The following is a 24492-nucleotide window of genomic DNA, read 5'->3' as shown; positions in this document are numbered from 1 at the left end:
TCCGTCACCCCACCCCTCGAGGAAGGAACACCATGTCCCATCACGATGAGGCCACCGCCGGCGTCGGCGGAGAGGTCGAGCCCGAACAGTCCGTCACCGTCACCGACGAGCCCGAGGCCGCGGCCGGCGGCTGCCCGGTCGTCCACACCTCGATGCCCCACCCCACCGCGGGCGAGGCCAACCGCGTCTGGTGGCCGAACAAGCTGAACCTGAAGATCCTCGCGAAGAACCCCGCCGTGGCGAACCCGCTCGGCGAGGACTTCGACTACGCCGAGGCGTTCGCGAAGCTCGACCTCGCCGCGGTGAAGAAGGACATCGAAGAGCTGATGACCACCTCGCAGGACTGGTGGCCCGCCGACTTCGGACACTACGGCCCGCTCATGATCCGCATGGCGTGGCACTCCGCGGGCACCTACCGCGTCACCGACGGCCGTGGCGGCGGCGGTGCGGGTCAGCAGCGCTTCGCGCCGCTGAACAGCTGGCCCGACAACGTCAACCTCGACAAGGCCCGGCGCCTCCTCTGGCCCGTGAAGAAGAAGTACGGCCAGTCGCTGTCGTGGGCCGACCTCATGATCCTCGCCGGCAACGTCGCGCTGGAGTCCATGGGCTTCAACACCTTCGGCTTCGCCGGCGGACGCCCCGACGTCTGGGAGCCCGACGACGACGTGTACTGGGGTGGCGAGACGGAGTGGATGGGCAGCGACCAGCGCTTCACCGGATCCGACCGCAAGCTCCGTGGCCCCCTGGGCGCGACCCACATGGGCCTCATCTACGTCAACCCGGAGGGTCCGGAGGGCAACCCCGACCCGCTCCTCGCGGCGCACGACATCCGCGAGACGTTCGGCCGCATGGCCATGAACGACGAGGAGACCGTCGCCCTCATCGCCGGTGGGCACACCTTCGGCAAGACCCACGGTGCGGCGTCCGACGCGCACCTCGACGTCAACCCCGAGGCCGCCGGTCTCGAGGAGCAGGGCCTGGGCTGGAGCAACTCCTACGGCACCGGCAAGGGCGACGACACGATCACCTCGGGCCTCGAGGTGACGTGGACCTACCACCCGACCCGCTGGGACAACGAGTTCTTCCACATCCTGTTCGCCTACGACTGGGAGCTCACCAAGAGCCCGGCCGGCGCGCACCAGTGGCGTCCGAAGAACGGCGGCGGCGCCGACATGGTTCCCCTCGCCCACGACCCGTCGCAGCGTCGCGAGCCGCGCATGCTGACCACCGACCTGGCGCTTCGCATGGACCCGGCGTACGAGAAGATCTCGCGCCGCTTCCTCGAGGACCCGGTGGCGTTCGGCGACGCGTTCGCGCGCGCGTGGTTCAAGCTGACCCACCGCGACATGGGCCCCAAGGCCCGCTACCTCGGTCCCGAGGTCCCCGCCGAGGACCTCATCTGGCAGGACCCGATCCCCGCGGTCGACCACGTCCTCATCGACGACGCCGACGCGGCGGCGCTGAAGGCGCAGATCCTGGACTCCGGGCTGACCGTGGCCGAGCTCGTCTCGACCACGTGGGCCGCGGCATCCACCTTCCGAGGCAGCGACAAGCGCGGCGGCGTCAATGGCGCGCGCGTGCGGCTCGCCCCGCAGAAGGACTGGGCCGTCAACAACCCCGCCCAGCTGCAGAAGGTGCTCGGCGTGCTCGAGGGCATCAAGGCCTCGTTCGACGCCGACCGCACCGACGGCAAGAAGGTGTCGCTGGCCGACCTCATCGTGCTCGCCGGCAACGCGGGCGTCGAGAAGGCGGCGGCGGATGCCGGTGTCGAGGCCCAGGTGGTCTTCCACCCGGGTCGCACCGACGCCTCGATCGAGCAGACCGACGTGGAGTCCTTCGACTGGCTCGAGCCCGTCGCCGACGGGTTCCGCAACTACTACGGCCCGCTCGCCGAACTGCCGGCGGAGTACCTGCTGGTCGACAAGGCGAACCTCCTCACCCTCAGCGCGCCGGAGATGACGGTCCTCGTCGGCGGGCTCCGCGTGCTGGGCGCCAACTACGACGGTTCGCAGCTCGGGGTCTTCACCGAGCGTCCGGGAGTCCTCTCGAACGACTTCTTCGTGAACCTCCTCGACCTCGGCACCACCTGGAAGCCGCTCGACCCGGGAGCGCACGCGTTCCAGGGCACGAAGGACGGTTCGGGCGAGCTCGTCGGCATCGGCACGCGCGCCGACCTGCTGTTCGGCTCGAACTCCGAGCTGCGCGCGCTCGCCGAGGTCTACGCCTCGGACGACGCGAACGAGAAGTTCGTGCGCGAGTTCGTCAAGGCCTGGGGCAAGGTCACCGAACTCGATCGGTTCGACCTGCGCTGACACCGCGCCGACGTCTGATCGACACGAAAGGCCCGCCCCGGATCCCCCGGGGCGGGCCTTTCGTCGTTGGCAGGGCGGAGGGGCAGGCGCGGGCCGGGCCCGTCAAACCCCGGGGCGATTCTCGGCGTGTCGGCCCTCTTCGGTTGCGTTTCGCACGATTTCTCCCGCGTTCTTCACCGAGGGCTGTCGCGCGGGGCTACTTGACGCGCGCTTCCTTGGGAGCCGGGGGCACCGAGCCCTTGGGCTCGAAGAGCGCGCGGTGCAGGAGGCCCGCGACGAGCGCGCCCACGATCGGGAAGACGAGGAACACCCACAGCTGGAGGAGCGCCTCGCCGCCGCCGTACAGGGCGGTCGCGATGGACCGGGCAGGGTTCACCGAGGTGTTGTCGATCGGAATCGAGGCAAGGTGGATCAGGGTCAGGGTGAGACCGATCGCGATGCCGGCGAAGCCCGCCGTTCCCCGCTGCGGGTGGGTGACGCCGAGGATGATCAGCACGAAGATCGCGGTGAACAGGATCTCGGCGATGATCGCCGCCCCCAGACCGAAGCCGCCGGGGGAGGCGCCGCCGAAGCCGTTGCTGGCGAAGCCGCCGTCCTGCGCGGCGGTGAGCCACCCCTCCGGTCCGAACAGGCCGATGAGGACGATGAGCGTCGTCCCGAGCGCCCCGCCGATGATCTGGGCGATGATGTAGCCGGGGGCGTCCTTCCAGGCGAAACGTCCCGCGGCGGCGAGCCCCACGGTGACCGCGGGGTTGAAGTGGCCGCCCGAGATCGGGCCCCACGCGTAGATGCCCGCGAGGATCGTCAGGCCGAAGGCCAGCGAGATCCCGAGCACTCCCACGACCTCGCCGGCGACGAGCGCCGTACCGATCGCACCGAAAACCAGCAGAAACGTCCCCAGGGCCTCCGCGACGAGCTTGGTGGCCGTAGACGGGGTGGTTGCGGCATCCGACATGGCGGACTCCTTTCCTCGTCGTGAGAGTACCGAGGCGCCCAGGTTTTTCCCAGACTCGGCGCGCGAAATGACCTCGCGTGTCGGTGCCCAGCTACAGGCGGCCGGCGGCCTTGAGGGCGAGGTAGCGGTCGGCGATCCGCGGGGGGAGGTCGTCCGGTGAGCCGGCGATCGCATCGGCCCCCGCACGGACGACCGCCGCGGCCACCGCGGCAGCATCCCTCTCGGCGCGCGCGGCGGCCGCCTGCGCATAGAGGTCGTCGACATCGGGACGGTCGGGAACGGATGCCACATCCTCGGTCACCGACCCCACGAGCACCACCGCATCGCGGGTCAGCGCCGGCAGCGTCGCGAGGAACCCGCGCGCAGCGCCCACGGCGTCCTGTGCGGTCAGCAGCACCACGAGCGAGGGGCGGGAGGTGAGGGCGCGGACCTGCGCGATCGCGGCGTCCCAGTCGGTGTCGATGAGCTGCGGTTCCACCGGTGCCATCGCGTCCACGAGCGCGGGCAGGAGCGCGGGGCCGTCCACGCGGCTCACCCGTGCACGGACGGCGCGATCGAACATGACCAGGTGCACGTGATCGCCCGCGCGGGTCGCGAGCGCCGAGAGCAGCAGGGCCGCCTCCATCGCGGCATCCATGCGCACGCCGTCGCCGACGCGCGCGGCGGAGGTGCGCCCGGTGTCGATGACGATGACGATGTGCCGGTCGCGCTCGGGCCGCCAGGTGCGGAGCATCGTCGTGCCCGCGCGTGCGGTGGCGCGCCAGTCGATCGAGCGGACGTCGTCGCCGCGGACGTACTCGCGGAGGCTGTCGAACTCGGTGCCCTGTCCGCGCACCTGCACGCTGGTGTTGCCGTCGAGTTCGCGCAGACGCGCGAGGCGCGAGGGCAGGTGCCGGCGGGCGTGGAAGGGCGGGAGCACCCGGATGACACCGAGGGCGTCGAGGCGGCGCTGGCGTCCCGCGATCCGCAGCGGCCCCTCCGCGCGGACGACGACGAAACGCGAGGTGAGTTCGCCGCGGCGGCGGGGGAGCAGTGGGATGCCGAGGGTCCTCGCCTCGCCGGCGGGGATGTCGATGCGCGGTCGATCGGCCGGCGCGCCCGCGGTGGGCTGCCAGGCATCCCGCACGCGGCCGCGGATGCGCCGCGATCCGGTGTTGCGGAGGGTCAGGTCCGTGGCCACCGGCGTGCCGAGACGCGCCCTGCTCGGCAGGGAGCGCTCCACGCGCAGGTCGCCGGGATCGGGGGCGGCGAAGGCGTCGACGAGGGTCACGGCGACACACAGGAGCAGCCACGCCCCGGCGGCGATCCAGGCGTCGATGCCCGCGAGCGACAGCAGCACCACCGGCACGGCGCCGGCGGCGACGAGCAGGGGGAGGCGGGCGGTGACGAACACGGCGGATCAGACGGGGACGCGGGTCTGCTGCAGCACCGACGTGAGGACGGCGTCGACCGAGACGCCCTCGAGCTCGGCATCCGCCCGGAGACGGATGCGGTGGCGCCACGTCGGCACGAGCATGGTCTGCACGTGGTCGGGGGTGATCGCGGGATAGCCGCCGAGCCACGCCCACGCTTTCGCCGCGGCGAGGAGGGCCGTGGTCGCGCGGGGGCTCACACCCACCTGCACCGAGGGGCTCCGGCGCGTTGCCTGGGCGAGGTCGACGACGTAGCCGAGCAGATCGTCGGAGACGTCCACCCGCGCCGCGGCGCGCTGCGCGGCGTGGACCTCGTCGATGCTCGCGGCGCGCACGAGGCCCGCAGCGGCGAGGTCGCGCGGGTCGAAGCCGCTCGCGTGGCGGCGGAGCACCGTCATCTCGGCCTCGCGGGACGGCGCCTCCACGATGAGCTTCAGGAGGAACCGGTCAAGCTGCGCCTCGGGGAGCGTGTAGGTGCCCTCGTGCTCGATCGGGTTCTGCGTGGCCGCGACGAGGAACGGATCGGGGAGGCGTCGCGAGACCCCGTCGGTCGACACCTGGCGTTCCTCCATCGCCTCCAGGAGGGCGGACTGCGTCTTGGGCGGGGTCCGGTTGATCTCGTCCGCGAGCACGATGTTGGTGAACACCGGTCCGTCGCGGAACTCGAACTCGCCGGTCCGCGCGTCGTAGACGAGCGAACCCGACACGTCGCCCGGCATCAGGTCCGGGGTGAACTGGATGCGCTTGGTGTCCAGGCCCAGGGCGGTGCTGAACGCGCGCACGAGAAGCGTCTTGGCCACCCCCGGCACACCCTCCAGCAGCACGTGGCCACGAGCCAGCAGCGCGATCAGGAGCCCGGTGACGGTGCCGTCCTGTCCGACGACGGCCTTGCCGACCTCGGTGCGCACGCGGTTCATGGCCTCGCGGAGCGCCGCGTCGTCGACAGCGACGGATGCCGCGGCGTCGGCGGCGGGGGTGAGCGGGGAATCGGTCACGGGGTGTTCCTTTCCGGTCGGACGGCCGCGTGCACGGCCTCCTCGAGGTCTCGCAGGGACGCGGCGACGGCGACGAAGCGCTCGTCGGTGCCGGGGAGGTCGTCGATCAGGATGCCGCGGGCGACGCCGCGGTCGGTGCCGGTGCGCAGCGCCGCGGCATCGGCTATCTCCGCAGCGGAAGCCGCGGGGCCGAGGCCGAGCGCGCGGGCCAGGCGCCGGAGGGCTGCGATCCGCAGCTCGTCGAGAGCGTGGGTGCGGTCGCGCGTCTGGGCGTAGAGTCGCGCGCGTCCCTGGGTCGTCTCGGCGGCGCGGACGGTCACGGGAAGCCGCTCGGCGACGAGCGGGCCGAACCGGCGCCCCTGCCAGATCGCCGCCGCGACGCCCGCCGCGAGGAGCAGCACGATGACGGGGCTCACCCACGGGGGAGTGAGCTCGCCGAGCGACAGGTCGCCGGGCGCCAGGTCGGAGTCGGCGACGTTCGGGACGTACCAGACCGCCACCGGGTTCTGCCCGAGGAGAGCGAGCGACAGGGCGGCGTTGCCCTCGGCGGCGAGGTTCTCGTTCGTCATGATCGACCGGCCATCCACGGCGCTGCGCGAGGCGTCGCCGTCCGCGGTGACGAGCAGGGCCTGGGCGTCGTCGACCGGATAGCAGGCGGTGGCGGCATCCCCCGCGAGATACAGGACTCCGGGCGTGATCGCGCCGGCGCGCTCTGCGGCGGGCAGCGCGCAGGCGGGGGCGACCGCGTCGCCGTCGGCGACTCCGCCGGGTGCGGCATCCGCGAGGAACATCGACAGGGTGCGCGAACGCGGCTCGATCAGCACGACGTCCGCGGCCTCGTCGGCGAGGGCCTCCAACGCCTCATCCGACAGGGCGGGGGCGTCGGGCAGGACGAGAGTCGCCGCCCCGGCCGCGAGCAGCTCGGCGGCGTCGTCGCGCGACCGGGCGACGCGCACGTCCACACCCTGCTCCCGCAGGATCTCCACGACCGCGCGGGTGCCCTGGGGTCCTGCCGACTCCGGGTCCAGGACCCCGCGCTGGCTCCACTCGGACAGGCTCGAGATCGCGGCGCCGGCCGCCCCGACCAGGAGCAGGACGAGCGCGATCACGACCCACGTGCCGATGCGCCGTCCGCGCGTGGTCGTCCGCTCGGAGACGGATGCCGCGCTCATGCCGGGACCACCGCGGCGGTGCGGGGGGTGGCGCGGCGGATCTCGTCGTCGACCTCGCTCACGCGGCGGTACGCCTCGGCCGACCCGGGCTTCCGGAGGTAGCGGACGTCGTCGAAGTCGTCGGCGACCCGATCCAGGCCCTCGCGGGAGGCGGGGAAGGATGCCGATGCCGCGCGCGCGAAGGCGTGCACCGTCGCACCGGGCGGGAGGTCGACGACCCCGCGCTCGAGGCATGCGCGCGCGAGGGCGCGGAAGCGCAGGACCACCGCGGCGTCGAAGTCGCCGGCGCGGGCCCCCTCTTCCGCTGCCCGTCGGAGGTCGTCCGCGGATCGGTCTTCCCGCTCTCCGAAGAGGATCGTCGGCGCCGCGGGTGCCCGAGGGCGCCGGCGCGGCATCCCCCACACGGCGAAGGCGGCGCCGATGAGGAGGACCGCCACGATCGCCGCGACGAGCGCGACGGTCGGGCCGAGGCCACCGTCCAGCGGCGTGGAGAAGAGGTCGGTGAAGAAGTCCACGACCGCCCGAGCGGCACGATCGAGCGGTGTCGGTTCGGCGATCCGATAGGCGGGGTCGGCGAGCTCGCGCTCGGCCCACTCCCGTGCCTCGTCCCCGTCGGGGAGGAGCGGCGGCACGGCCGTGACGGTCAGCGGCGGCCTCACTCGCGCGGGGCCTCGGATCCGGAGGTGCCCGGAGCCGCCCACTGGGTCGGTGCCGGCGCGGCCGGAGACTCCGGCGCCGACTCCGGTGCCGGCGCGGCCGGTGCCTCCGGCGCCGGGGGAGCGGGCGCCGCTGCCGGTGCGTACCCGGCGGGGGGTGCGTACGTCGCACCCGGGGCCGTGTACCCCGCGCCGGGATATCCGGCCGCGGGCGGGTACGGCGCGGCACCGGGCACGGGCGCCGGCGCCGCCGCACGCGGGGCGATCTCGCGTCCGATGTGGGCCCGGTAGGGGTCGCCGAGGCCTGTGGCACCCGCATCTCGCTGCTCGACGTAGGCCATGAGGTCGAGGTCGAGGCCCTCGCGCCGCATCCGTGCGTCGATGTAGATGAGCGCCGTCGCGGTGGAGGTCACCACAACCGCGACCGCCTGGATGAGGAGGGTGAGCACCTGCGCGAGGAGCAGCGTCACGATCGTGCCGATGATCACGGCCGGGGCGGGGTCACCCGTGGGGGAGATGATCGTCGTCAGGCCGCTGGAGAGAAAGGTGAAGGGGATCGAGATGACCTGTCCCACGGCTCCGAAGACCAGCGAGATGAGGAAGATCACGCCCAGGGCGGGCCAGAAGCGTCCCTTGGTCAGGCGCCAGGACCGGCCGATGGCCCGACCGATCGTGGCCTGCTCCATGAGGATGACCGCCGGCACGAGGAGGAGCTTGATCGTCAGCCACCAGACGAGCGGGATCATCCCGAGCACGATCAGGATGCCGAGGATGACCGCGACCGGAACGGCGACGAGCGCGAGCGAGACGATCACCAGCGCCACGATCGCCAGCGCGCCGACGATCACGACGAGGATGAGGGCGGTGTAGCCGATGAGCCGCCAGGCGACGGGCTTCACCCGCTGCCACAGCTGTCCCAGGCGCAGCTTCTCGGCGACGGCTGCGTGGGTGACCTCGGTCACCACGATCGCCTGCACCAGAACCCCGAGGGCTCCGGCGGCCAGACCCAGCACGAGGGAGGCGATGGCGGTGATCGCGATCGAGCCGACGAGAATCGTCTCGAACTCCTCGCTTCCCGGTCGGACCGTGTCCAGGCGGGCGAAGGTCGCGAACGCCACGCCGCCGATGGCGACGAGCACGACGAGATAGGCCACCGTCTGCACGACCAGGGCGAACCCGAGCAGCACGCGCGGGTTCTGCCGCAGCGCCGTGAACGAGCGGCCGAGGATCGTGCCGAAGGAGAGCGGATGCAGGGGGATGATCCCCGGGCGAGAAGCCGGCGTCCAGGCCGGGTACGCGGTCACGGTGCCCCCTTGTGCATGGTTTCCCTGTGCTCGGATCCCGTCCTGTCTCGGGGACCGGACGGGTGGTCCTATCGTGTCACACGCGCCGCGGCCGCTCGGCGACACCGGCCCGGTGTGCGGCGGGTATCCAGACGGGTCGACTACTCTGTGACAAGCGCACGGGGACCGCTTGATCGGCGACCCCGCCGAACGTGGAGGACGAACCCGCGAGATGACCTCACGCATCCTGGTGGTCGACGACGACACCGCCCTCGCCGAGATGATCGGCATCGTCCTGCGCACAGAGGGTTTCGAGACGGCGTTCTGCGCGGACGGCGGGCAGGCGGTCGAGGCGTGGCGCACCGAGAAGCCCGACCTGATCCTCCTGGACCTGATGCTCCCGGGCATGGACGGGATCGAGATCTGCACGCGCGTGCGCGCGGAGTCCGGCATCCCTATCATCATGCTCACCGCGCGCACCGACACCGCCGACGTGGTGAAGGGCCTGGAGTCCGGCGCGGACGACTACATCGTCAAGCCGTTCAACCCGAAAGAGCTGGTCGCCCGCATCCGCACGCGTCTGCGTCCGGCCGGTCAGCCCGCGAGCGACACGCTGCGCATCGGCGACCTCACCGTCGATGTCGCCGCGCACGAGGTCCGGCGCGGTGACGAGGTCATCCCGCTCACGCCTCTGGAGTTCGAGCTCCTCGTGGCCCTCGCCTCGAAGCCGCAGCAGGTCTTCTCGCGCGAGATGCTCCTCGAGCAGGTCTGGGGCTATCACTACAAGGCCGACACGCGACTGGTGAACGTGCACGTCCAGCGCCTGCGCGCCAAGGTCGAGCTCGACCCCGACAACCCGCGGATCGTCACGACGGTGCGCGGTGTGGGCTATCGAGCGGGCACGGTCGTGTGAGGTGACGCTGTCGTCCACCCCGGGCGCGGCTCCCGCGGGGACCGTCACCACCGGGGTGATCACCACCGCGACGCCCCTCAGCCGCCGTGTGCGATGGCGGGTGTGGTGGCGGAACCTCCGGACCCTCTGGCGACGGAGTCTGCGGTTCCGCACGATCCTGGTGACGCTCGGTCTCACGGCGCTCGCGGTGACCGTGGCCTGCGTCTGGATGGCCCTGGCGATCCAGAACGAGCTCTTCGAGTCGCGCAAGGACCAGGTGCTGCGCGACGCCCAGCGTGCGACCGTCGCCGCGCAGCGGACGATCGACGCGTCGGTGCAGGGTGACGGCGTCCAGCTGCAGAACGTCTGGACGGTCGTGCGCAACACCCTGGCACAGCAGTCGGCGAGCACGGTCAGCGCGGCGTTCCGCATCGGGCCGCCCACCGCCGACGCCCCGCAGGACTTCACCTCCCTCCTCGGCATCGAGGACATCGTCACCGACGGCCTGCGCGATCGGGTGCAGCTGGATCCGGATCAGCAGTGGTGGCAGTCGGTGGCACTCCCGGCCGGTGACGGCACCACGGTCCCCGGCATCCTCGTCGGGCAGCAGCTGTCCGTCCCCGAGATCGGTCCGTACGAGCTGTACCTCGGCTACGACCTCGCCGGCGCACCCCAGACCCTGGGCTTCGTGCAGAGCACCCTGTGGATCGTCGGCATCGGGCTGGTGCTGCTCATCAGCGGCATCGCATGGTTCGTCCTTCGCTCGGTGACCACGCCGATCGGCGAGGCCGCCGACACCAGCGCGAAGCTCGCCGCGGGCGAGCTCGGTGTGCGGCTTCCGGTGCGGGGTGAGGACGAGCTGGCGACGCTCGGGCGCTCCTTCAACGCGATGGCCGACAGCATCGAATCGCAGATCAAAGAGCTCGCCGATCTCTCCCTCGTGCAGCAGCGCTTCGTGTCGGACGTCTCGCACGAACTGCGGACGCCGCTGACGACGATCCGCCTGGCCGCGGACATGATCAACGACCGACGAGAGGAGTTCGATCCGGCCACTGCCCGCGCCGCCGAGCTCCTGAACGCCCAGGTCCAGCGCTTCGAGACCCTCCTGACCGACCTCCTGGAGATCTCGCGCTACGACGCGGGGTCGGTGCAGCTGGAACTCGAGCCGACGAGCCTCGCCCATCTCGCGGAGGATGTCATCGCCTCGATGCAGCAGCTCGCCGACCAGAACGGCACTGACGTCCGTCTGGTCGCTCCGGGAGGATATTCCCCGGTCGACATGGATCCGCGCCGGGTGCGCCGGGTGGTCCGCAACCTCCTCGGCAACGCCATCGAACACGGGGAGGGCCGTCCCATCGTCGTCACCGTCGACAGCGACCAGCAGGCGGTGGCGCTCGGGGTGCGCGACTACGGTCTCGGCATGAAGGCCGCGGATGCCGAGCGGGTCTTCGACCGGTTCTGGCGCGCCGATCCGTCCCGGAAGCGGACCATCGGCGGCACGGGTCTCGGACTGTCGATCTCGCTCGGCGATGCGCGCCTGCACGGCGGCGACCTGGCGGTGTGGACCGAGGTCGGCCGCGGTTCGCACTTCGTCCTCACCCTTCCGCGGCGCGGAGGAGTGCTCACCGGGCCTTCGCCGATCGCGCTCGATCCCGGTGACGACTCCGCGGCTCCGCTCGACGCCCTCGGCGGCACGCAGCCGATCGACGTGCTCCTGCCCGACGGTTCCCAGACGGAGGGCGCACGATGACCGCGGGACGTCGCCTCTTCGCGTGGCTCGGCGCCGCGCTCCTCGCCGTCGTGCTCACCGCGTGCGCCGGTCTCCCCACGAGCGGCCCGGTCAATCCGGGACGCGCGCCCGGTGAGGCCGAGGGGTCGCAGGAGGTCTTCTTCCGGCCGGTCGGTCCGCTTCCCGGCGCGACGCCGCAACAGATCGTCGAGGGCTTCATCCGCGCCGGGTCCGCCCCGGGCGCGGGCGCCCGGTGGGAGCGCGCGCGGGAGTTCCTCGCGCCAGGCTTCCGGTCGGCGTGGCGTCCGTCGGCGGGTGTGATCATCGACCTCGAGAACGACCGCGTGCCGGTCGAGACGGGGGAGGGCCTCGTCTCGGTCTCGTTGACGGTGGTGGGCACGACCGACGCCCGCGGCTCGTACCAGCAGGCCGACGAGGCGGCGACCACCCTGTCGTACGAACTCGCCCAGCAGGACGACGGCGAATGGCGGATCACCGCCGCCCCGGACGGCGTGGTTCTCGACCGCGCGCTGTTCCCGAGCGTCTTCCACGAGTACGCGGTGATGTACTTCTCGCCCGGGTGGGAGTACCTCGTCCCCGACGTGCGGTGGTTCCCCACCACGACCGCCGCGACGAGCATCGTCGACGCGCTGGTCAACCGCAGCAAGAGCGACTGGCTCGACGGCGCCGTGTTCTCCGCCTTCCCCGAGGGCGTCGAGGCCCGGCCGACGGTGCCCGTGTCCGCGGGCGTGGCCGAGGTGGAGCTCACCGAGAGCGTCCTCGCGTCCGACACGCAGGCACTCGATCGGATGCAGGCCCAGCTGGAGGCGAGTCTCGCGACGGCGAACGTCACGGCCGTGCAGATGAGCGTCGACGGCACGCCGCTCGAGGCGACCGCCGCGCCCGTCCGCTCCACGCGCATCCCCGGCGCCCCGCTCGTGCTGACCGAGCTCGGCTTCGGCTACCTCGCCGGTGACGAGCTCGAGCCGGTCGCGGGACTGAGCGACGTGATGACGACGGTAGACCCCGTGGCGATCCAGACCTCCGCCGATCGCGACCTCGCCGCGCTTCTGCTCCGGACCGGCGAAGTCGCGCGCGTCCGCGACGATCGGACCAGCGTGGTCCTCGACGAGCGCGCGGGTCTCCTCGACCCCACGATCGGTCCCGGCGGCGGGGTCTGGAGCGTCCCGCGCGAGGACCCGTCGGCGCTGCGCGTCTTCCCCCTCGCGGGGGAGCCGATCGATGTCGAGGGTGCGTTCCCCGACGCGACCGGCATCGAGGCCTTCTCGCTCTCCCGCGACGGCACGCGACTCGCCGCCGTGGTGACCGCGGGAGGCCGGTCCGTGCTGTGGGTAGCGGGGGTCGGGCGCGGTGCCGACGAGGGCACCATCGTCCTGGACGAGCCCCTGCTCCTGTCGGTCCTCGGCGGGTCGGGCGTCGACGTCGCCTGGCTCGACGACCAGACCGTCGGCGTCCTCGTGCGACAGGACGACACGACCGTCGTCCTCGAGCAGGCCGTGGGGGGTCCGGGTACGACGGTGGTGGCGCCACGGGACGCAGCCTCCCTCGCCGGCGGAACGTCGCTGTCGAATGTGCGCCTGCGCGGCGAGGACGGCGCGCTGTACGTTCGGCGCGGGTCCACGTGGCAGCAAGCGGCAGCCGGCATCCGTGTCCTCGCGACGCAGCAGGGCGCACCCCAGTAACCCTTCACCGGCGCCCTCCTCCCCAGGCGCGGCCCCGGCGCTCCGAGGCCGCGTTCTTCCACGGATGCCGCACCCGCGCGGCGTGAGGAGCACACCGGGCGCGAGGCTCGGCGGATGGATGCCCCTCGATGGTCCGCGACGGTGCGCGGCGCGCTCGCCGACGCGCTCACCCTGCTGCTCCCGGTCGAGTGCGCCGGGTGCGGCGCCGAGGACATCGCCCTCTGCGCGACGTGCGAGGCCGCCCTCGCGCCCGCCGTGGTGCACGGGCGCGTGCCCGGTACCGACCTCGTGCTGGCGAGCGCCCTGCGGTTCGAGGGGGTCCCCGCGCGCGTGATGCGCGCGTTGAAGGAGGAGGGGAGGACGTCGATCGCGCGCGCGCTGGGACCCGCTCTCCGTGCCGCCGTCGAATCCGTCGCGCACGACGCGACGGTCTTCGCGCCCATGCCGACCTCGCGAGCGGCGTTCCGGCGCCGCGGCTACCGGGTTCCGGAGCTTCTCGCCCTCCGCGCCGGCCTCCCGATCCGGCGCTGCCTGCGGCTCGCGCGGGCGACCGCGGATCAGCGGGGGCTCGACGCCGAGGGGCGACGCCGGAACGTCCGGGGAAGTCTCGTGGCGGCGGGTGTGCGGGGGCTGTCGGTGATCGTCCTCGACGACGTGGTGACCACCGGCGCGTCGCTCGAAGACGCGGTGCGGGCCCTGCGCGCGGAGGGCGCCCATGTCGTGGCAGCGGTCGCCCTCGCGGCGACACCGCGGCGTCACCACGCCGTCGCCCGAGACGGGGCGGGCGGATTCGGCGCATCGGAAACTGCCAGGTGACTTCGGCCTCGCGCGGCACTAGCGTGGAGTGCACAAGGCGACTGAAGGTCCGCCCTTGACCGGGAGGACCGGAACAAGGAGGTCAGGGATGGAAACCAGCATCGTCGGCGTGGGTGTGAGCATCACCGAGCGATTCCGCTCGGTCGTCGAAGACAAGGTCACCCGGATCGAGCACCTCGCTCCCCGCGCGCAGCGCGTGGACGTGAAGGTCACTCACCGCGCGTACCACAATGGTCGGGTCGAGGACGACACCGTCGAACTCACCGTGACCGGCAAGGGACCCATCGTGCGGGCGGAGGCCACGGACGGGGACAAGTTCACCGCCCTCGATCTCGCCGTGGACAAGCTGTGCGAGCAGCTGCGTCGCGCGAAGGACAAGCGCATCGACGCGCGGAACCACCCGCGCGGGGCGAAGTTCGAGAAGGAGAGCGGCGAGCTGCACGGCATCGACGTGCAGCCGGCATCCGTGGAGATGCTCCGCGCCGTGGCCACCGGGGAAGTCCCGGTCGTCGCTGCGGAGGAGGAGGCGGATTACACCCCGGTCGTCATCCGCACGAAGAGCTTCGACGCGGAGTGGATGACCGTGGAGGATGCCGTCGACCGCATGGAGCTGGTCGGGCACGACTTCTTCCTGTTCATCGATGCCCGGAGCGACCAGCCGAGTGTGGTGTACCGCCGCAAGGGATGGGACTACGGTGTCATCGCGCTGACGACGCAGACGGCCCCGGAGGTCGTGGCGTCCTGACAACCCGCGTGTGCCCCGGCCGTGTGCCGGGGCACACGCGCGTCGGGGCGTGGACGCCCGGACGGTACGCCGACGCCGGGGTCAGTCGAACATGCCGTCCAGGAGGCTGCCGATCACGAGGCCGCCGAGGAGGCCGCCCATCACGCCCGAACCGCCGTCGCGGCGTCCGCCACCGCCCCAGCCGGGTCCGCCGCCCCACGAGTCGGGGTTCTGCGGACGGGATTGGTCGATGTCGCGCTGGGCGAGCTGCAGCGCTTCGCCGGCGAGGAACGCCGCGCGCCGGGCGTGCGCCATCGCGGGCTCGCGGTCGTCCTCCGCGATCGTCACCGCGGTCGACGCGCTCGTGCCGAGGGCGCGATCGAGGTCCTGCCGGACGCGCTCGGCCTCGGCCAGGCGGGTCCGGGCGTCTGCGCCGATCCATCCGCGGTGGCCCGCGATGACGTCGCGTGCGACGGCGAGCTGACGGTCGGCGTCGTCGATGGCATGCCGGACGTGCTCGAGAGGCGGGATCGGGCGCGCGGCGCGCTCGCGGGCGGCGGCGATGGCGGCATCCAACCCGGAATTGGCCTCGCGGAGGCGGGACAGCTGCTCGAAGGGGTCCGTGTTCACGCCCGCCGCGGGCAGGGCGGCGAGGGCGGCCTGCAGATTCCCGATCGCGGTGCTCACCGCGGGGGAGTGCGGTTCACGCAAGGCCACGGCGATGTCCTCGCGCGAGTCCTCGATGATCGCGGCGAGGAGGGATTCGGCCCGGAGCGCTTCGACCTCGAACGTCTCGACCGCATCGATCAGGGTCTCGGCGCGACGCACCGATTCCGTCGCCGCTTCGAGGGCCATGTTGGCCTGCTCGCGGTTGCCGGCGTCGCGTCGGCGCTCGGCGACCGACGCGCTGTGCTCGGCGAAGCCGAGGAGCTGCTCCGCCTCAGCGGGGTTCGAGCGCACCTGGGCGAGAGCGTGGTCGGAGTAGCGGGCGGCCAGGCGCTCCACGGTGTCGCGCGCGTGGGGGAGACGGGTGCGCAGGGTGGCGGCATCCGCTCGCACGCGCGCGATGATCTCCGGGGCCCGGCGAGCCCGCGCGATCGCCTCGGACAGTGCGCCGGTCCGGTCGTCCAGCAGCGCACCGGCCCACTCGCACAGCTGCACGATGCGGGCGTTCCGGGTGCGGAGCTCCTCCGGGGTGTCGGGGATCTCGTCGTGGTTCAGCTGGTGGAGGTGGAAGGCCTCCTGCAGGTGCGTGCGCACGGCGTCGAGGGCGTCGCGGAGATCCTTCGTGGCGTCGTTCCCGAGCTCCGCGACGGCGAAGACCAGTTCGTCCGACGTGGTGCGGATGCGCTCGTCCGCCTCGACAAGCGCCGTCTGCGCGTTGCGTGCGAGGTCGGCATCCGCCGCGGCGAGCTCCTCGCGCTCTTTCTTACGACTGCCCCAGAATCCGGCCATGCTCTCGATCCTATGCAGGCGACCGCCCGCTCGGCGGGACCACCCTCGCGCTCTCGGCGAACGTGAAGGGGCCCCGCCGAAGCGGGGTGGCGTCGTCAGTCGCGGGGGCTGCCGTGGCGGGGCTTCCGGCCGCGCGCGTCGTCGTCACGGTCGCCGTCGCGTCGGCGGGGGCCGCCGGTGTCGGGGCGTAGCTCGATCAGCCGGCCGGAGATCCGGGTGTCGCTGAGGCGCTCCAGGGTACCGGCGGGCAGGGGCGACGGCAGCTCGACGAGCGAGAAGTCGGGGCGGATCTGGATCGCACCGAAGTCGTCGCGACGCAGGCCTCCCTCGTTCGCGAGCGCGCCGACGATCTGGCGGGGCTCGACACGGTGGCGCTTGCCGACCGCGATGCGGTACATGGCGAACCCGCCGCGGGGCGCCTTGCGCGGGCCGCGCTCGCCGCCGCGGTCCCGGTCCGTGCCGCGGTCGCGTGCAGTCCCCGGGCGCTCGCCGTCGCGCGCCGCGCGGGCAGGACGCACGGAGGGCTCGGGATCGGGCTCGAGCAGCAGCGGGGTCTCTCCCTGCGCGACGATCGCGAGCGCGGCCGCGACATCGACCTCGGGCACATCGTGGTTGCGCACGTAGTGGGCGACGATGTCACGGAAGCGGTCCACGCGCTCCGTCTCGGCGAGCGCGGCCGTGATTCGGTCGTCGAACCGGGTGAGGCGGGTCTCGTTGACCTCGTCCACGCTCGGCAGCGACATCTCGGTCACCTCCTGCCGCGTGGCCTTCTCGATGGCCTTGACGAGCCAACGCTCGCGCGGCGTGACGAAGCTGATGGCGTCGCCGGTACGACCCGCACGACCGGTGCGTCCGATGCGGTGCACGTACGACTCGGTGTCGGTGGGGATGTCGAAGTTCACGACGTGGGAGATCCGCTCGACGTCGAGCCCGCGGGCGGCGACATCGGTGGCCACGAGCACGTCGAGCGCGCCGGACTTCAGCTGGTTCACCGTCTTCTCGCGCATCGGCTGCGCGACGTCGCCGTTGATGGCGGCGGCGGAGTATCCGCGGGCGCGGAGCTTCTCGGCGATCTCCTCGGTCACGCTGCGCGTGCGGCCGAAGACGATCATGCCGTCGAAGTTCTCGACCTCGAGGATGCGGGTCAGGGCATCCATCTTCTGTTGCCACGAGACCATGAGGTAGCGCTGGCTGATCGTCGCCGAGGTGGTCGTCTTGGTCTTGACCGTGATCTCGGCGGGATCGTTCAGGTACTGCTGCGACATCCGTCGGATGGATGCCGGCATGGTCGCCGAGAAGAGGGCGACCTGCTTGGTCTTGGGCGTGTCGGCGAGGATCGTCTCGACGTCCTCCGCGAAGCCCATCTTCAGCATCTCGTCGGCCTCGTCGAGCACGAGGTAGCGCAGCTCGGAGAGATCGAGCGTGCCCTTCTCGAGGTGATCGATGATGCGGCCGGGGGTGCCGACGACGATGTGCACGCCGCGGCGGAGGGCCGACAGCTGCACCCCGTAGCCTTGCCCCCCGTAGACGGGGAGGACGTGCACGCCGTCGAGGTGGGAGGCGTACTTCTCGAACGCCTCGCAGACCTGGAGGGCGAGTTCGCGGGTCGGCGCGAGCACGAGGGCCTGCGGCGTCTTCTGGGTCAGGTCGAGACGATCGATGACCGGCAGGGCGAACGCGGCGGTCTTGCCGGTGCCGGTCTGGGCGAGGCCCACCACGTCGCGGCCGGCCAGCAGGGGCGGGATGGTGGCCGCCTGGATGGCGGAGGGGGTTTCGTATCCGACGCCCCGCAGAGCTTCGAGGACGGCCTCTCCGAGGCCGAGGTCGGCGAAGGTCGGCGAGGCAGGCTCCTGGGGAGCCTCGGCCTCGATCTGGGGGTCGGAATCGGGCGAAGGCTGTGTTTCGGTCACGCTTCAGGGTAGTGTGCGCGGCCTGTGAGGCGACAGCATGCCGTCCGAGGACCGGTGTGTTCAGGCCACCGAGGCGGTCACCGGACGCCCGCGCTTTGGCGTCTGCGTCGACAGGGACAGGCCCATCGCGGGGGTGGGATGCTGCGCCAGGAGGCCGGCGAGGTGGTCCAGCCAGCGCACTTCGGCCTCGGCTTGGAAGACCACCGCCTCTTGGACGAGCGAGCGGGCGAAGTCCTCCGCGTCGTCGGTCGCGGCATCGAGGAGGTGCGATGCGCGCAGCTCCTCCAGGATCCGGGCGGAGACCTCCCGCTGACGGCGGACGAGGTCCGCGGCATCCACTCCGGGGAGTGTGGCGGCGACGGCGAGTTTGATCGCGAGCGCGTCGCGTGTGCCGGCGGTCCGGGCGACGGGTTCGTCGAGCCACGTCCGCACCTCGACGCGCCCCGGTTCGGTGATGTGCCAGTAGACGTGCCCGAGTTCGTCGGCTTCGCCGCGGCGGACCAGACCGTCGCGCTCGAGCCGGTCGAGGGTGTTGTAGATCTGCCCGACGTTCAGAGGCCAGGTCGATCCGGTACGTCGGTCGAACTCCGCGCGCAGCTGATAGCCGTAGCACGCGCCCTGATCGAGGATCGCCAAGAGGCTCTGACGCACCGACATCGACGACTCCTCGACTCCGCCGTCGCGGCGGTCTGCATACCGGGTATGTGTTTTCCGAGTATAGGGATGCGTCATCCTCGCCCCGTCCAGCACACCTCAAGGTCACAGGTGGATAACATGGGCGAGTATGCCCGGGCGTCGCCCGGGGGCCCGACGCCTCGCGTCGCACCCGACAGATGGAGATCTTTTCGTGGCCAACCCTCTCGAGAAACTGCTTCGCGCCGGCGAGGGACGGATCCTTCGGCGGCTCCACCAGGTCGTCAAGGCCGTCAACGCCCTCGAAGAGGACTACGAGGGCCTCACCGATGAGGAGCTCCGGGGCGAGACGGCCGAACTGCGCGCCCGCTACGAGGCCGGTGCGACGCTGGATCAGCTGATGCCGGAGGCATTCGCCGCCGTGCGCGAGGCGGCCAAGCGCACGCTCGGTCAGCGTGCCTACGACGTCCAGATCATGGGCGGCGCCGCCCTCCATCTCGGCAACATCGCCGAGATGAAGACCGGTGAGGGCAAGACCCTGACCGGTGCCTTCCCGGTGTACCTCAACGCCATCGCCGGCCAGGGCGTGCACGTGATCACCGTGAACGACTTCCTCGCGTCCTATCAGTCCGAGCTCATGGGTCGCATCTACCGCGCCCTCGGGATGACGACCGGGACGATCGTGTCCGGGCAGACGCCGGAGGTGCGTCGTGAGCAGTACAACGCCGACATCACCTACGGCACGAACAACGAGTTCGGCTTCGATTACCTGCGCGACAACATGGCCTGGCGGAAGGAGGATCTCGTTCAGCGCGGTCACTTCTTCGCCATCGTCGACGAGGTCGACTCGATCCTCATCGACGAGGCGCGCACGCCGCTGATCATCTCGGGTCCGTCATCGGGCGAGGCCAACCGCTGGTTCGTGGAATTCGCGCGGATCGCCAAGACCCTCGAGGCGGGTGTCGACTACGAGGTCGACGAGAAGAAGCGCACCATCGGCGTTCTCGAACCCGGCATCGAGAAGGTCGAGGATTACCTCGGCATCGACAACCTCTACGAATCGGCCAACACGCCGCTGATCTCGTTCCTGAACAACTCGATCAAGGCGCTGGCGCTGTTCAAGCGCGACAGCGACTACGTCGTGATGAACGACGAGGTCATGATCGTCGATGAGCACACCGGTCGCATCCTGGTGGGTCGCCGGTACAACGAGGGCATCCACCAGGCCATCGAGGCGAAGGAGGGCGTGCCGGTGAAGGCTGAGAACCAGACCCTCGCCACCGTCACCCTCCAGAACTACTTCCGCCTCTACGACAAGCTCGCCGGCATGACCGGTACCGCCGAGACCGAGGCGGCGGAGTTCATGTCGACCTACAAGCTCGGCGTGGTCCCGATCCCCACGAACAAGCCGATGGTCCGCAAGGACATGCCCGACCTCGTCTACAAGAACGAGCAGGCGAAGTTCGCGCAGGTCGTCGAGGACATCGTCGCGCGCCACGAAAAGGGCCAGCCGGTGCTGGTCGGAACCGTCAGCGTCGAGAAGAGCGAGTACCTCTCGCGGCTCCTCGCGAAGAAGGGCATCAAGCACGAGGTCCTCAACGCGAAGAACCACGCCCGTGAGGCCGAGATCGTCGCTCGGGCCGGACGCCTCGGAGCCGTCACGGTCGCCACCAACATGGCCGGTCGTGGCACCGACATCATGCTCGGCGGGAACGCGGAGTTCCTCGCGGTCCAGGAGATGAAGTCCCGCGGCCTCGACCCGGTCGAGACGCCCGAGGAGTACGAGGCGGCCTGGGACGAGGTCTACCAGTCCACGAAGGCCACGGTCGACGAGGAGGGCGCACAGGTCGTCGCCGCCGGCGGGCTCTACGTCCTCGGCACCGAGCGCCACGAGTCGCGCCGCATCGACAACCAGCTGCGCGGCCGTTCGGGCCGTCAGGGCGACCCGGGGGAGAGCCGGTTCTACCTGTCGCTCACGGACGACCTCATGCGGCTGTTCCAGTCGGGCGCGGCCGAGGCGATCCTGGCGCGGACGAACTTCCCCGACGACGTCGCGATCGAATCCGGCATGGTCTCGCGTGCCATCAAGAGCGCGCAGTCGCAGGTCGAGGGGCGCAACGCCGAAATCCGCAAGAACGTGCTGAAATACGACGACGTCCTGAACCGGCAACGCGAGGCGATCTACTCGGATCGCCGTCAGATCCTGCACGGCGACGACATCGCCGACCGTGTGCAGCATTTCATCGAGGATGCGATCAACTCGCTCATCGACGACCACACCGGCACCGGGCACAACGAGAGCTGGGACTTCGACGCGCTGTGGACCGAGCTGAAGACGCTCTACCCCGTCGACGTCTCGATCGACGAGGTCGTGGCGGAGGGTGCGGGACGCAAGGGCGGCATCACCCCCGAGGGGCTGAAGCGCGAGATCCTCTCCGACGCGCGGATCGCGTACGCCAAGCGCGAGGAGTCGCTCGGTGAGCCGGCCATGCGCGAGCTCGAGCGTCGCGTCGTCCTGCAGGTGCTCGATCGTCGCTGGCGCGACCACCTCTACGAGATGGACTATCTCAAGGACGGCATCGGATTGCGCGCGATGGCACAGCGCGACCCGCTGATCGAGTATCAGCGCGAGGGCTACCAGATGTTCCAGGCGATGATGGGCCAGATCAAGGAGGAGTCGGTCGGCTACCTCTACAACCTCGAGGTCGAGGTGCGCCGCGCCGACGCCGGCGAACCGCAGGTCGAGGCGAAGGGTCTGGGGGCCACTCCCGTCGAGAACGCACGGCTGGAGTACACCGCCGCCAACGACGCGGGCGAGGTCGAGGTGCGCAACGAGCGCGGCCAGGTCCAGCAGGCATCGACGAACCGGATGCGGCAGGCGGCCGCAGCGTCGGCGCCCGGCGCCGCTCCGGCGGAAGAGGTCCGCGGCGCGTTCGGGCAGAAGGTCGAGTCCGGCGAGGACGCCGGTTCGGGTGCCCTGAACCGCGCCCAGCGACGCGCCGCCGACAAGAAGAAGTGATCGCGGTCCTCCGCTGACCGCGAGCGGGCCACCGTCGGTCGATTGGCCCGGTGGCCCGCTCGATATCCTGGGGCGATGAGTCCCCTGCGTCCGCTCGATCAGTCGAGCAAGCTGAAGAACGTCCTCTACGAGATCAGAGGACAGGCGCTCATCGCCGCCGACCAGCTCGAGGCCGACGGGCACACCATCCTGAAGCTCAACACCGGCAACCCCGCCGTGTTCGGATTCGAGGCGCCGTTCCAGATCGTGCGCGACATGATCGAGGCCGTGCCGCAGGCGCACGGCTACAGCGACAGCCGGGGCATCATGCCCGCGCGGCGCGCGGTCGTCTCGCGGTACGAGCAGGAGCCGGGCTTTCCTCACGTGGACCCGGATGACGTCTACCTCGGCAACGGTGTCTCCGAACTCATCACCATGACCATGCAGGCGCTGCTCGACGAGGGTGACGAGGTCCTCATCCCGGCTCCGGACTATCCGCTCTGGACGGCGATGACGAGCCTCGCCGGCGGCGATCCGATCCACTACCGGTGCGACAACCTGAACGGGTGGCAGCCGGATCTCGACGACATCCGCTCGAAGGTCACACCGCGCACCAAGGCGATCGTGGTGATCAACCCGAACAACCCCACCGGCGCCGTGTACACGCGCGAGGTGCTCGAGGGCATCGCCGAGATCGCCCGCGAGAACTCGCTGCTCCTGCTCTCCGACGAGATCTACGACCGCATCGTCTTCGACGACGCGCGCCACATCCCGATGGCCACGATCGCACCGGACCTGCTCTGCCTGACGTTCAACGGCCTGTCCAAGACCTACCGGGTGGCCGGGTATCGCTCCGGCTGGCTCGTCATCACCGGTCCGAAGGCGCACGCCGCGGGCTTCCTCGAGGGGATCCAGCTCCTCGCCTCGACGCGTCTGTGTCCCAATGTCCCCGCGCAGTTCGCGGTGCAGGCGGCGCTCTCCGGCATCCAGTCCATCGATGCCCTCATCGCCCCCGCGGGCCGTCTCCACGAGCAACGGGATGCCGCGTGGAATGCCCTCGAGTCGATTCCGGGCGTCGCCTGCGCCAAGCCGCAGGGCGCCCTGTACGCCTTCCCCCGGTTCGACCCGGAGGTGTACGAGATCCCGGACGACGCGAAGTTCGTCTACGACTTCCTCATCGCCGAGCATGTGCTGCTCGTGCAGGGGACCGGTTTCAACTGGCCGACCCCCGATCACGTCCGCATCGTCACCCTTCCGGAGGCTCGCGTGCTCACCGAGGCGATCGAGAGGCTCGGGAACTTCCTGGCGTCGTACCGGCCGTGAGGCGCCGGGTGCGCCGGCCCTCAGAGCACCGCGAGGGAGGGCGAGCGCCAGCGGCCGTCCATGCCCTCGAGGCGAAGGGCGACCGCGCGCGTGCGCGCCGGTCCCTGGACGATCACCACGGCTTCGACGACACCGTCCGCCGGGCGGGTGGCCCGGACCGAGAGGATCGTGTGCACCGGCCGCATCGCCGGGACGCCACGGGCACTGCGCGCACGCGTCGCCATGGCCGCACGGGTGACGAGCTTGCGGTACGCGTCCTCGGTGAGCCAGCGTGCCAATTGCTCCACCTCGCGGACACCGGCGAGGACCTCGAACACTCCGACGGTGATGTTCCGGAGGAACGGTTCAGGATCCGGGAGCGCGTGGGAAGAGGTGCGCTGCGGGGCGAAGAACTCCGAGAGCTCGGCCGCCCCCGGAGCGAAGGAGTCGCGGGGTCGTTCGGCGGGCGAGGGTGACATGTCGGCCAATCTGGACGGGGAGGTTTGTGCCGGTAGTAGAACACAGAGGCAACTCCCAGGAACATGCCCCGACGGCTCCTGTGGACAACTTCTCATCGACTCCTCACGATTGGCCTAACCTGCCCAGGTGCGATGGGATCGCTTTTTCGACGACCTGGAAGACCAGGTCGCTTCGGAGTGGGAAGCCGAGCGGGCCGCGCTCGACACGGAGGCGGAACGGCTGCGTCTGTCGACCCTCGGCTTCGCCGCCCGCCTCCGCGCGCTGGCGCCGGGCTCGCCGGATGCCCGGGGTGTGGAGGCCACGATCGACGCCGCGTCCGACCGGCTTCGCGGCACGGTCACCTCCGCGGGATCGGACTGGCTGGCACTCGATCTCGCCGAGTCCGCAACGGTCGCCGCGCTCGTCCCCTTCGCAGCCGTGCGGGGCCTCGCCCTCACCCACGCCGCGATGCTCGCGACCGCCCGCCCCGCCGACCGTCCGCCGGGCCTGAGGGATCGCATGTCATTCGGGTTCGTCCTGCGCGACCTCGTCCGTCGCCGCCTCACGGTGACGGTCCACCTGCGTGACGGTGCGGCGCTCAGCGGCACGATCGATCGGGCGGGAGCGGATCACCTCGACCTCGCCCTGCACGACCCGGGATCCCCGCGGCGGGCGGCATCCGTCACGGGGTTCCGCATGATCCCGTTCGACGCCGTCGCCTGGGTGCGGCTCGAGGCCGCCGCCGTCCTCCGCTGACGGTGGTCAGTCCGGGTTGCGCACGATGCCGGTGCCCCAGAGCTCCGGGAAGCTCGCGGTCTGCGACTGGTGCCACAGCGCGATGCGCCGGGCCTCCTCGGCCTGATCGTCGAGATATGTCGAGATGCTGGCCTCTTCGACCCGCCACTGCGCGGGCGCACCCACGCGCATGCCGCGCAGTCGACCGTCCATCACGAGGGCGATGACCTCATCGACGCCCACTCCGAGGATCTCGGCCACCTGGCTGGGCGCGAGAAGGCGCACGGCAGGGGTGGAGTTCTCGGGCATGCCCCCATTATCGACCCGCCGCACCCGCTGTCCAGGGGCACG

Annotated in this window: 20 protein-coding genes; 9 read left to right on the top strand and 11 right to left on the bottom strand. The window is 71.2% G+C overall.

What is annotated here, in order from left to right; translation table 11 throughout:
- The first annotated feature begins 32 nt into the window (after positions 1 to 32).
- Entirely contained in the window at positions 33 to 2312 is a 2280-nt protein-coding gene (gene katG, locus KZC50_RS15145; protein WP_310892193.1) for a catalase/peroxidase HPI, read from the top strand.
- A 196-nt stretch (positions 2313 to 2508) separates the two neighbouring features.
- On the opposite strand, the gene KZC50_RS15140 is transcribed toward katG, so the two are convergent.
- From KZC50_RS15140 to KZC50_RS15115, 6 genes are all read right to left on the bottom strand, one after another.
- The gene (locus KZC50_RS15140; protein ID WP_310892192.1) at positions 2509 to 3267 is read right to left on the bottom strand and encodes an aquaporin; all 759 of its coding nucleotides are present in this window, start codon (positions 3265 to 3267) and stop codon (positions 2509 to 2511) included.
- 91 nt (positions 3268 to 3358) lie between these two features.
- The gene (locus KZC50_RS15135) at positions 3359 to 4660 is read right to left on the bottom strand and encodes a DUF58 domain-containing protein (protein WP_310892191.1); all 1302 of its coding nucleotides are present in this window, start codon (positions 4658 to 4660) and stop codon (positions 3359 to 3361) included.
- Between the two features lie 6 nt (positions 4661 to 4666).
- Positions 4667 to 5596: an AAA family ATPase gene (locus tag KZC50_RS15130; protein ID WP_236968426.1), complete on the bottom strand. Its 930-nt coding sequence runs from the start codon at positions 5594 to 5596 to the stop codon at positions 4667 to 4669.
- Positions 5597 to 5670: 74 nt separating this feature from the next.
- The gene (locus tag KZC50_RS15125) at positions 5671 to 6846 is read right to left on the bottom strand and encodes a DUF4350 domain-containing protein (protein ID WP_310892190.1); all 1176 of its coding nucleotides are present in this window, start codon (positions 6844 to 6846) and stop codon (positions 5671 to 5673) included.
- Complete coding sequence (locus tag KZC50_RS15120; RefSeq protein WP_310892189.1) at positions 6843 to 7478, bottom strand: DUF4129 domain-containing protein; 636 nt, start codon at positions 7476 to 7478, stop codon at positions 6843 to 6845. Before KZC50_RS15120 ends, KZC50_RS15125 begins: the two co-directional genes overlap by 4 nt.
- Positions 7479 to 7501: 23 nt before the next feature.
- Positions 7502 to 8806, bottom strand: a complete 1305-nt coding sequence (locus KZC50_RS15115) for a glycerophosphoryl diester phosphodiesterase membrane domain-containing protein (RefSeq protein ID WP_310892188.1) — start codon at positions 8804 to 8806, stop codon at positions 7502 to 7504.
- A 211-nt stretch (positions 8807 to 9017) separates the two neighbouring features.
- Between KZC50_RS15115 and mtrA the strand changes: the two genes are divergently transcribed.
- The 5 genes from mtrA (at position 9018) to hpf (ending at position 14670) form a co-directional block, all read left to right on the top strand.
- Entirely contained in the window at positions 9018 to 9698 is a 681-nt protein-coding gene (mtrA, locus tag KZC50_RS15110; protein ID WP_310892187.1) for an MtrAB system response regulator MtrA, read from the top strand.
- A gap of 55 nt (positions 9699 to 9753) precedes the next feature.
- Positions 9754 to 11427 (top strand): MtrAB system histidine kinase MtrB, encoded by a 1674-nt coding sequence (gene mtrB, locus KZC50_RS15105; RefSeq protein WP_372461332.1) that lies wholly within the window; start codon positions 9754 to 9756, stop codon positions 11425 to 11427.
- Positions 11424 to 13109, top strand: a complete 1686-nt coding sequence (locus tag KZC50_RS15100; protein WP_310892186.1) for an LpqB family beta-propeller domain-containing protein — start codon at positions 11424 to 11426, stop codon at positions 13107 to 13109. The genes mtrB and KZC50_RS15100 overlap by 4 nt, the downstream gene beginning before the upstream one ends.
- 114 nt (positions 13110 to 13223) lie before the next feature.
- On the top strand, positions 13224 to 13925 hold the full coding sequence (locus tag KZC50_RS15095; RefSeq protein ID WP_310892185.1) for a ComF family protein: 702 nt from the start codon (positions 13224 to 13226) through the stop codon (positions 13923 to 13925).
- Positions 13926 to 14013: 88 nt separating this feature from the next.
- Positions 14014 to 14670: a ribosome hibernation-promoting factor, HPF/YfiA family gene (gene hpf / locus KZC50_RS15090; protein WP_053547703.1), complete on the top strand. Its 657-nt coding sequence runs from the start codon at positions 14014 to 14016 to the stop codon at positions 14668 to 14670.
- 81 nt (positions 14671 to 14751) lie between these two features.
- On the opposite strand, the gene KZC50_RS15085 is transcribed toward hpf, so the two are convergent.
- The 3 genes from KZC50_RS15085 to KZC50_RS15075 all read right to left on the bottom strand — a co-directional run bounded on the left by KZC50_RS15085 (position 14752) and on the right by KZC50_RS15075 (position 18671).
- Positions 14752 to 16104: a hypothetical protein gene (locus tag KZC50_RS15085; RefSeq protein ID WP_310892184.1), complete on the bottom strand. Its 1353-nt coding sequence runs from the start codon at positions 16102 to 16104 to the stop codon at positions 14752 to 14754.
- A 95-nt stretch (positions 16105 to 16199) separates the two neighbouring features.
- Positions 16200 to 18014, bottom strand: coding sequence for a DEAD/DEAH box helicase (locus KZC50_RS15080; RefSeq protein WP_375294616.1), 1815 nt, complete (start codon positions 18012 to 18014; stop codon positions 16200 to 16202).
- A gap of 60 nt (positions 18015 to 18074) precedes the next feature.
- A complete protein-coding gene (locus tag KZC50_RS15075) occupies positions 18075 to 18671 on the bottom strand; it encodes a PadR family transcriptional regulator (protein WP_310892183.1) in 597 nt (198 codons plus the stop codon).
- 190 nt (positions 18672 to 18861) lie between these two features.
- On the opposite strand from KZC50_RS15075, the gene secA reads away from it, so the two are divergent.
- Complete coding sequence (secA, locus tag KZC50_RS15070; protein WP_310892182.1) at positions 18862 to 21666, top strand: preprotein translocase subunit SecA; 2805 nt, start codon at positions 18862 to 18864, stop codon at positions 21664 to 21666.
- Positions 21667 to 21741: 75 nt separating this feature from the next.
- Complete coding sequence (locus tag KZC50_RS15065; protein WP_310892181.1) at positions 21742 to 22968, top strand: pyridoxal phosphate-dependent aminotransferase; 1227 nt, start codon at positions 21742 to 21744, stop codon at positions 22966 to 22968.
- Between the two features lie 20 nt (positions 22969 to 22988).
- On the opposite strand, the gene KZC50_RS15060 is transcribed toward KZC50_RS15065, so the two are convergent.
- A complete protein-coding gene (locus KZC50_RS15060) occupies positions 22989 to 23426 on the bottom strand; it encodes an Rv3235 family protein (RefSeq protein WP_053547695.1) in 438 nt (145 codons plus the stop codon).
- A 127-nt stretch (positions 23427 to 23553) separates the two neighbouring features.
- Between KZC50_RS15060 and KZC50_RS15055 the strand changes: the two genes are divergently transcribed.
- Positions 23554 to 24162 (top strand): hypothetical protein, encoded by a 609-nt coding sequence (locus KZC50_RS15055; protein WP_310892180.1) that lies wholly within the window; start codon positions 23554 to 23556, stop codon positions 24160 to 24162.
- Between the two features lie 6 nt (positions 24163 to 24168).
- Here KZC50_RS15055 and KZC50_RS15050 read toward each other — a convergent pair whose 3' ends face one another.
- The gene (locus KZC50_RS15050; protein WP_053547693.1) at positions 24169 to 24450 is read right to left on the bottom strand and encodes a helix-turn-helix domain-containing protein; all 282 of its coding nucleotides are present in this window, start codon (positions 24448 to 24450) and stop codon (positions 24169 to 24171) included.
- Positions 24451 to 24492: the final 42 nt, after the last annotated feature.

This window comes from Microbacterium aurantiacum (assembly GCF_031625015.1).
Classification (GTDB): Bacteria; Actinomycetota; Actinomycetes; order Actinomycetales; family Microbacteriaceae; genus Microbacterium; species Microbacterium aurantiacum.
This window is presented reverse-complemented; position numbering and strand designations above follow the sequence as displayed.

What these genes read in the sequence shown, in the direction of transcription:
- hpf (WP_053547703.1), top strand. Translation starts at nt 14,014, where the DNA reads ATGGAAACCAGCATCGTCGGCGTGGGTGTGAGCATCACCGAGCGATTC.
- KZC50_RS15050 (WP_053547693.1), bottom strand. Translation starts at nt 24,450, where the DNA reads ATGCCCGAGAACTCCACCCCTGCCGTGCGCCTTCTCGCGCCCAGCCAG.
- KZC50_RS15060 (WP_053547695.1), bottom strand. Translation starts at nt 23,426, where the DNA reads ATGTCACCCTCGCCCGCCGAACGACCCCGCGACTCCTTCGCTCCGGGG.
- KZC50_RS15130 (WP_236968426.1), bottom strand. Translation starts at nt 5,596, where the DNA reads ATGAACCGCGTGCGCACCGAGGTCGGCAAGGCCGTCGTCGGACAGGAC.
- mtrA (WP_310892187.1), top strand. Translation starts at nt 9,018, where the DNA reads ATGACCTCACGCATCCTGGTGGTCGACGACGACACCGCCCTCGCCGAG.
- KZC50_RS15065 (WP_310892181.1), top strand. Translation starts at nt 21,742, where the DNA reads ATGAGTCCCCTGCGTCCGCTCGATCAGTCGAGCAAGCTGAAGAACGTC.
- KZC50_RS15125 (WP_310892190.1), bottom strand. Translation starts at nt 6,846, where the DNA reads ATGAGCGCGGCATCCGTCTCCGAGCGGACGACCACGCGCGGACGGCGC.
- KZC50_RS15085 (WP_310892184.1), bottom strand. Translation starts at nt 16,104, where the DNA reads ATGGCCGGATTCTGGGGCAGTCGTAAGAAAGAGCGCGAGGAGCTCGCC.
- katG (WP_310892193.1), top strand. Translation starts at nt 33, where the DNA reads ATGTCCCATCACGATGAGGCCACCGCCGGCGTCGGCGGAGAGGTCGAG.
- KZC50_RS15100 (WP_310892186.1), top strand. Translation starts at nt 11,424, where the DNA reads ATGACCGCGGGACGTCGCCTCTTCGCGTGGCTCGGCGCCGCGCTCCTC.
- KZC50_RS15095 (WP_310892185.1), top strand. Translation starts at nt 13,224, where the DNA reads ATGGATGCCCCTCGATGGTCCGCGACGGTGCGCGGCGCGCTCGCCGAC.
- KZC50_RS15140 (WP_310892192.1), bottom strand. Translation starts at nt 3,267, where the DNA reads ATGTCGGATGCCGCAACCACCCCGTCTACGGCCACCAAGCTCGTCGCG.
- KZC50_RS15075 (WP_310892183.1), bottom strand. Translation starts at nt 18,671, where the DNA reads ATGTCGGTGCGTCAGAGCCTCTTGGCGATCCTCGATCAGGGCGCGTGC.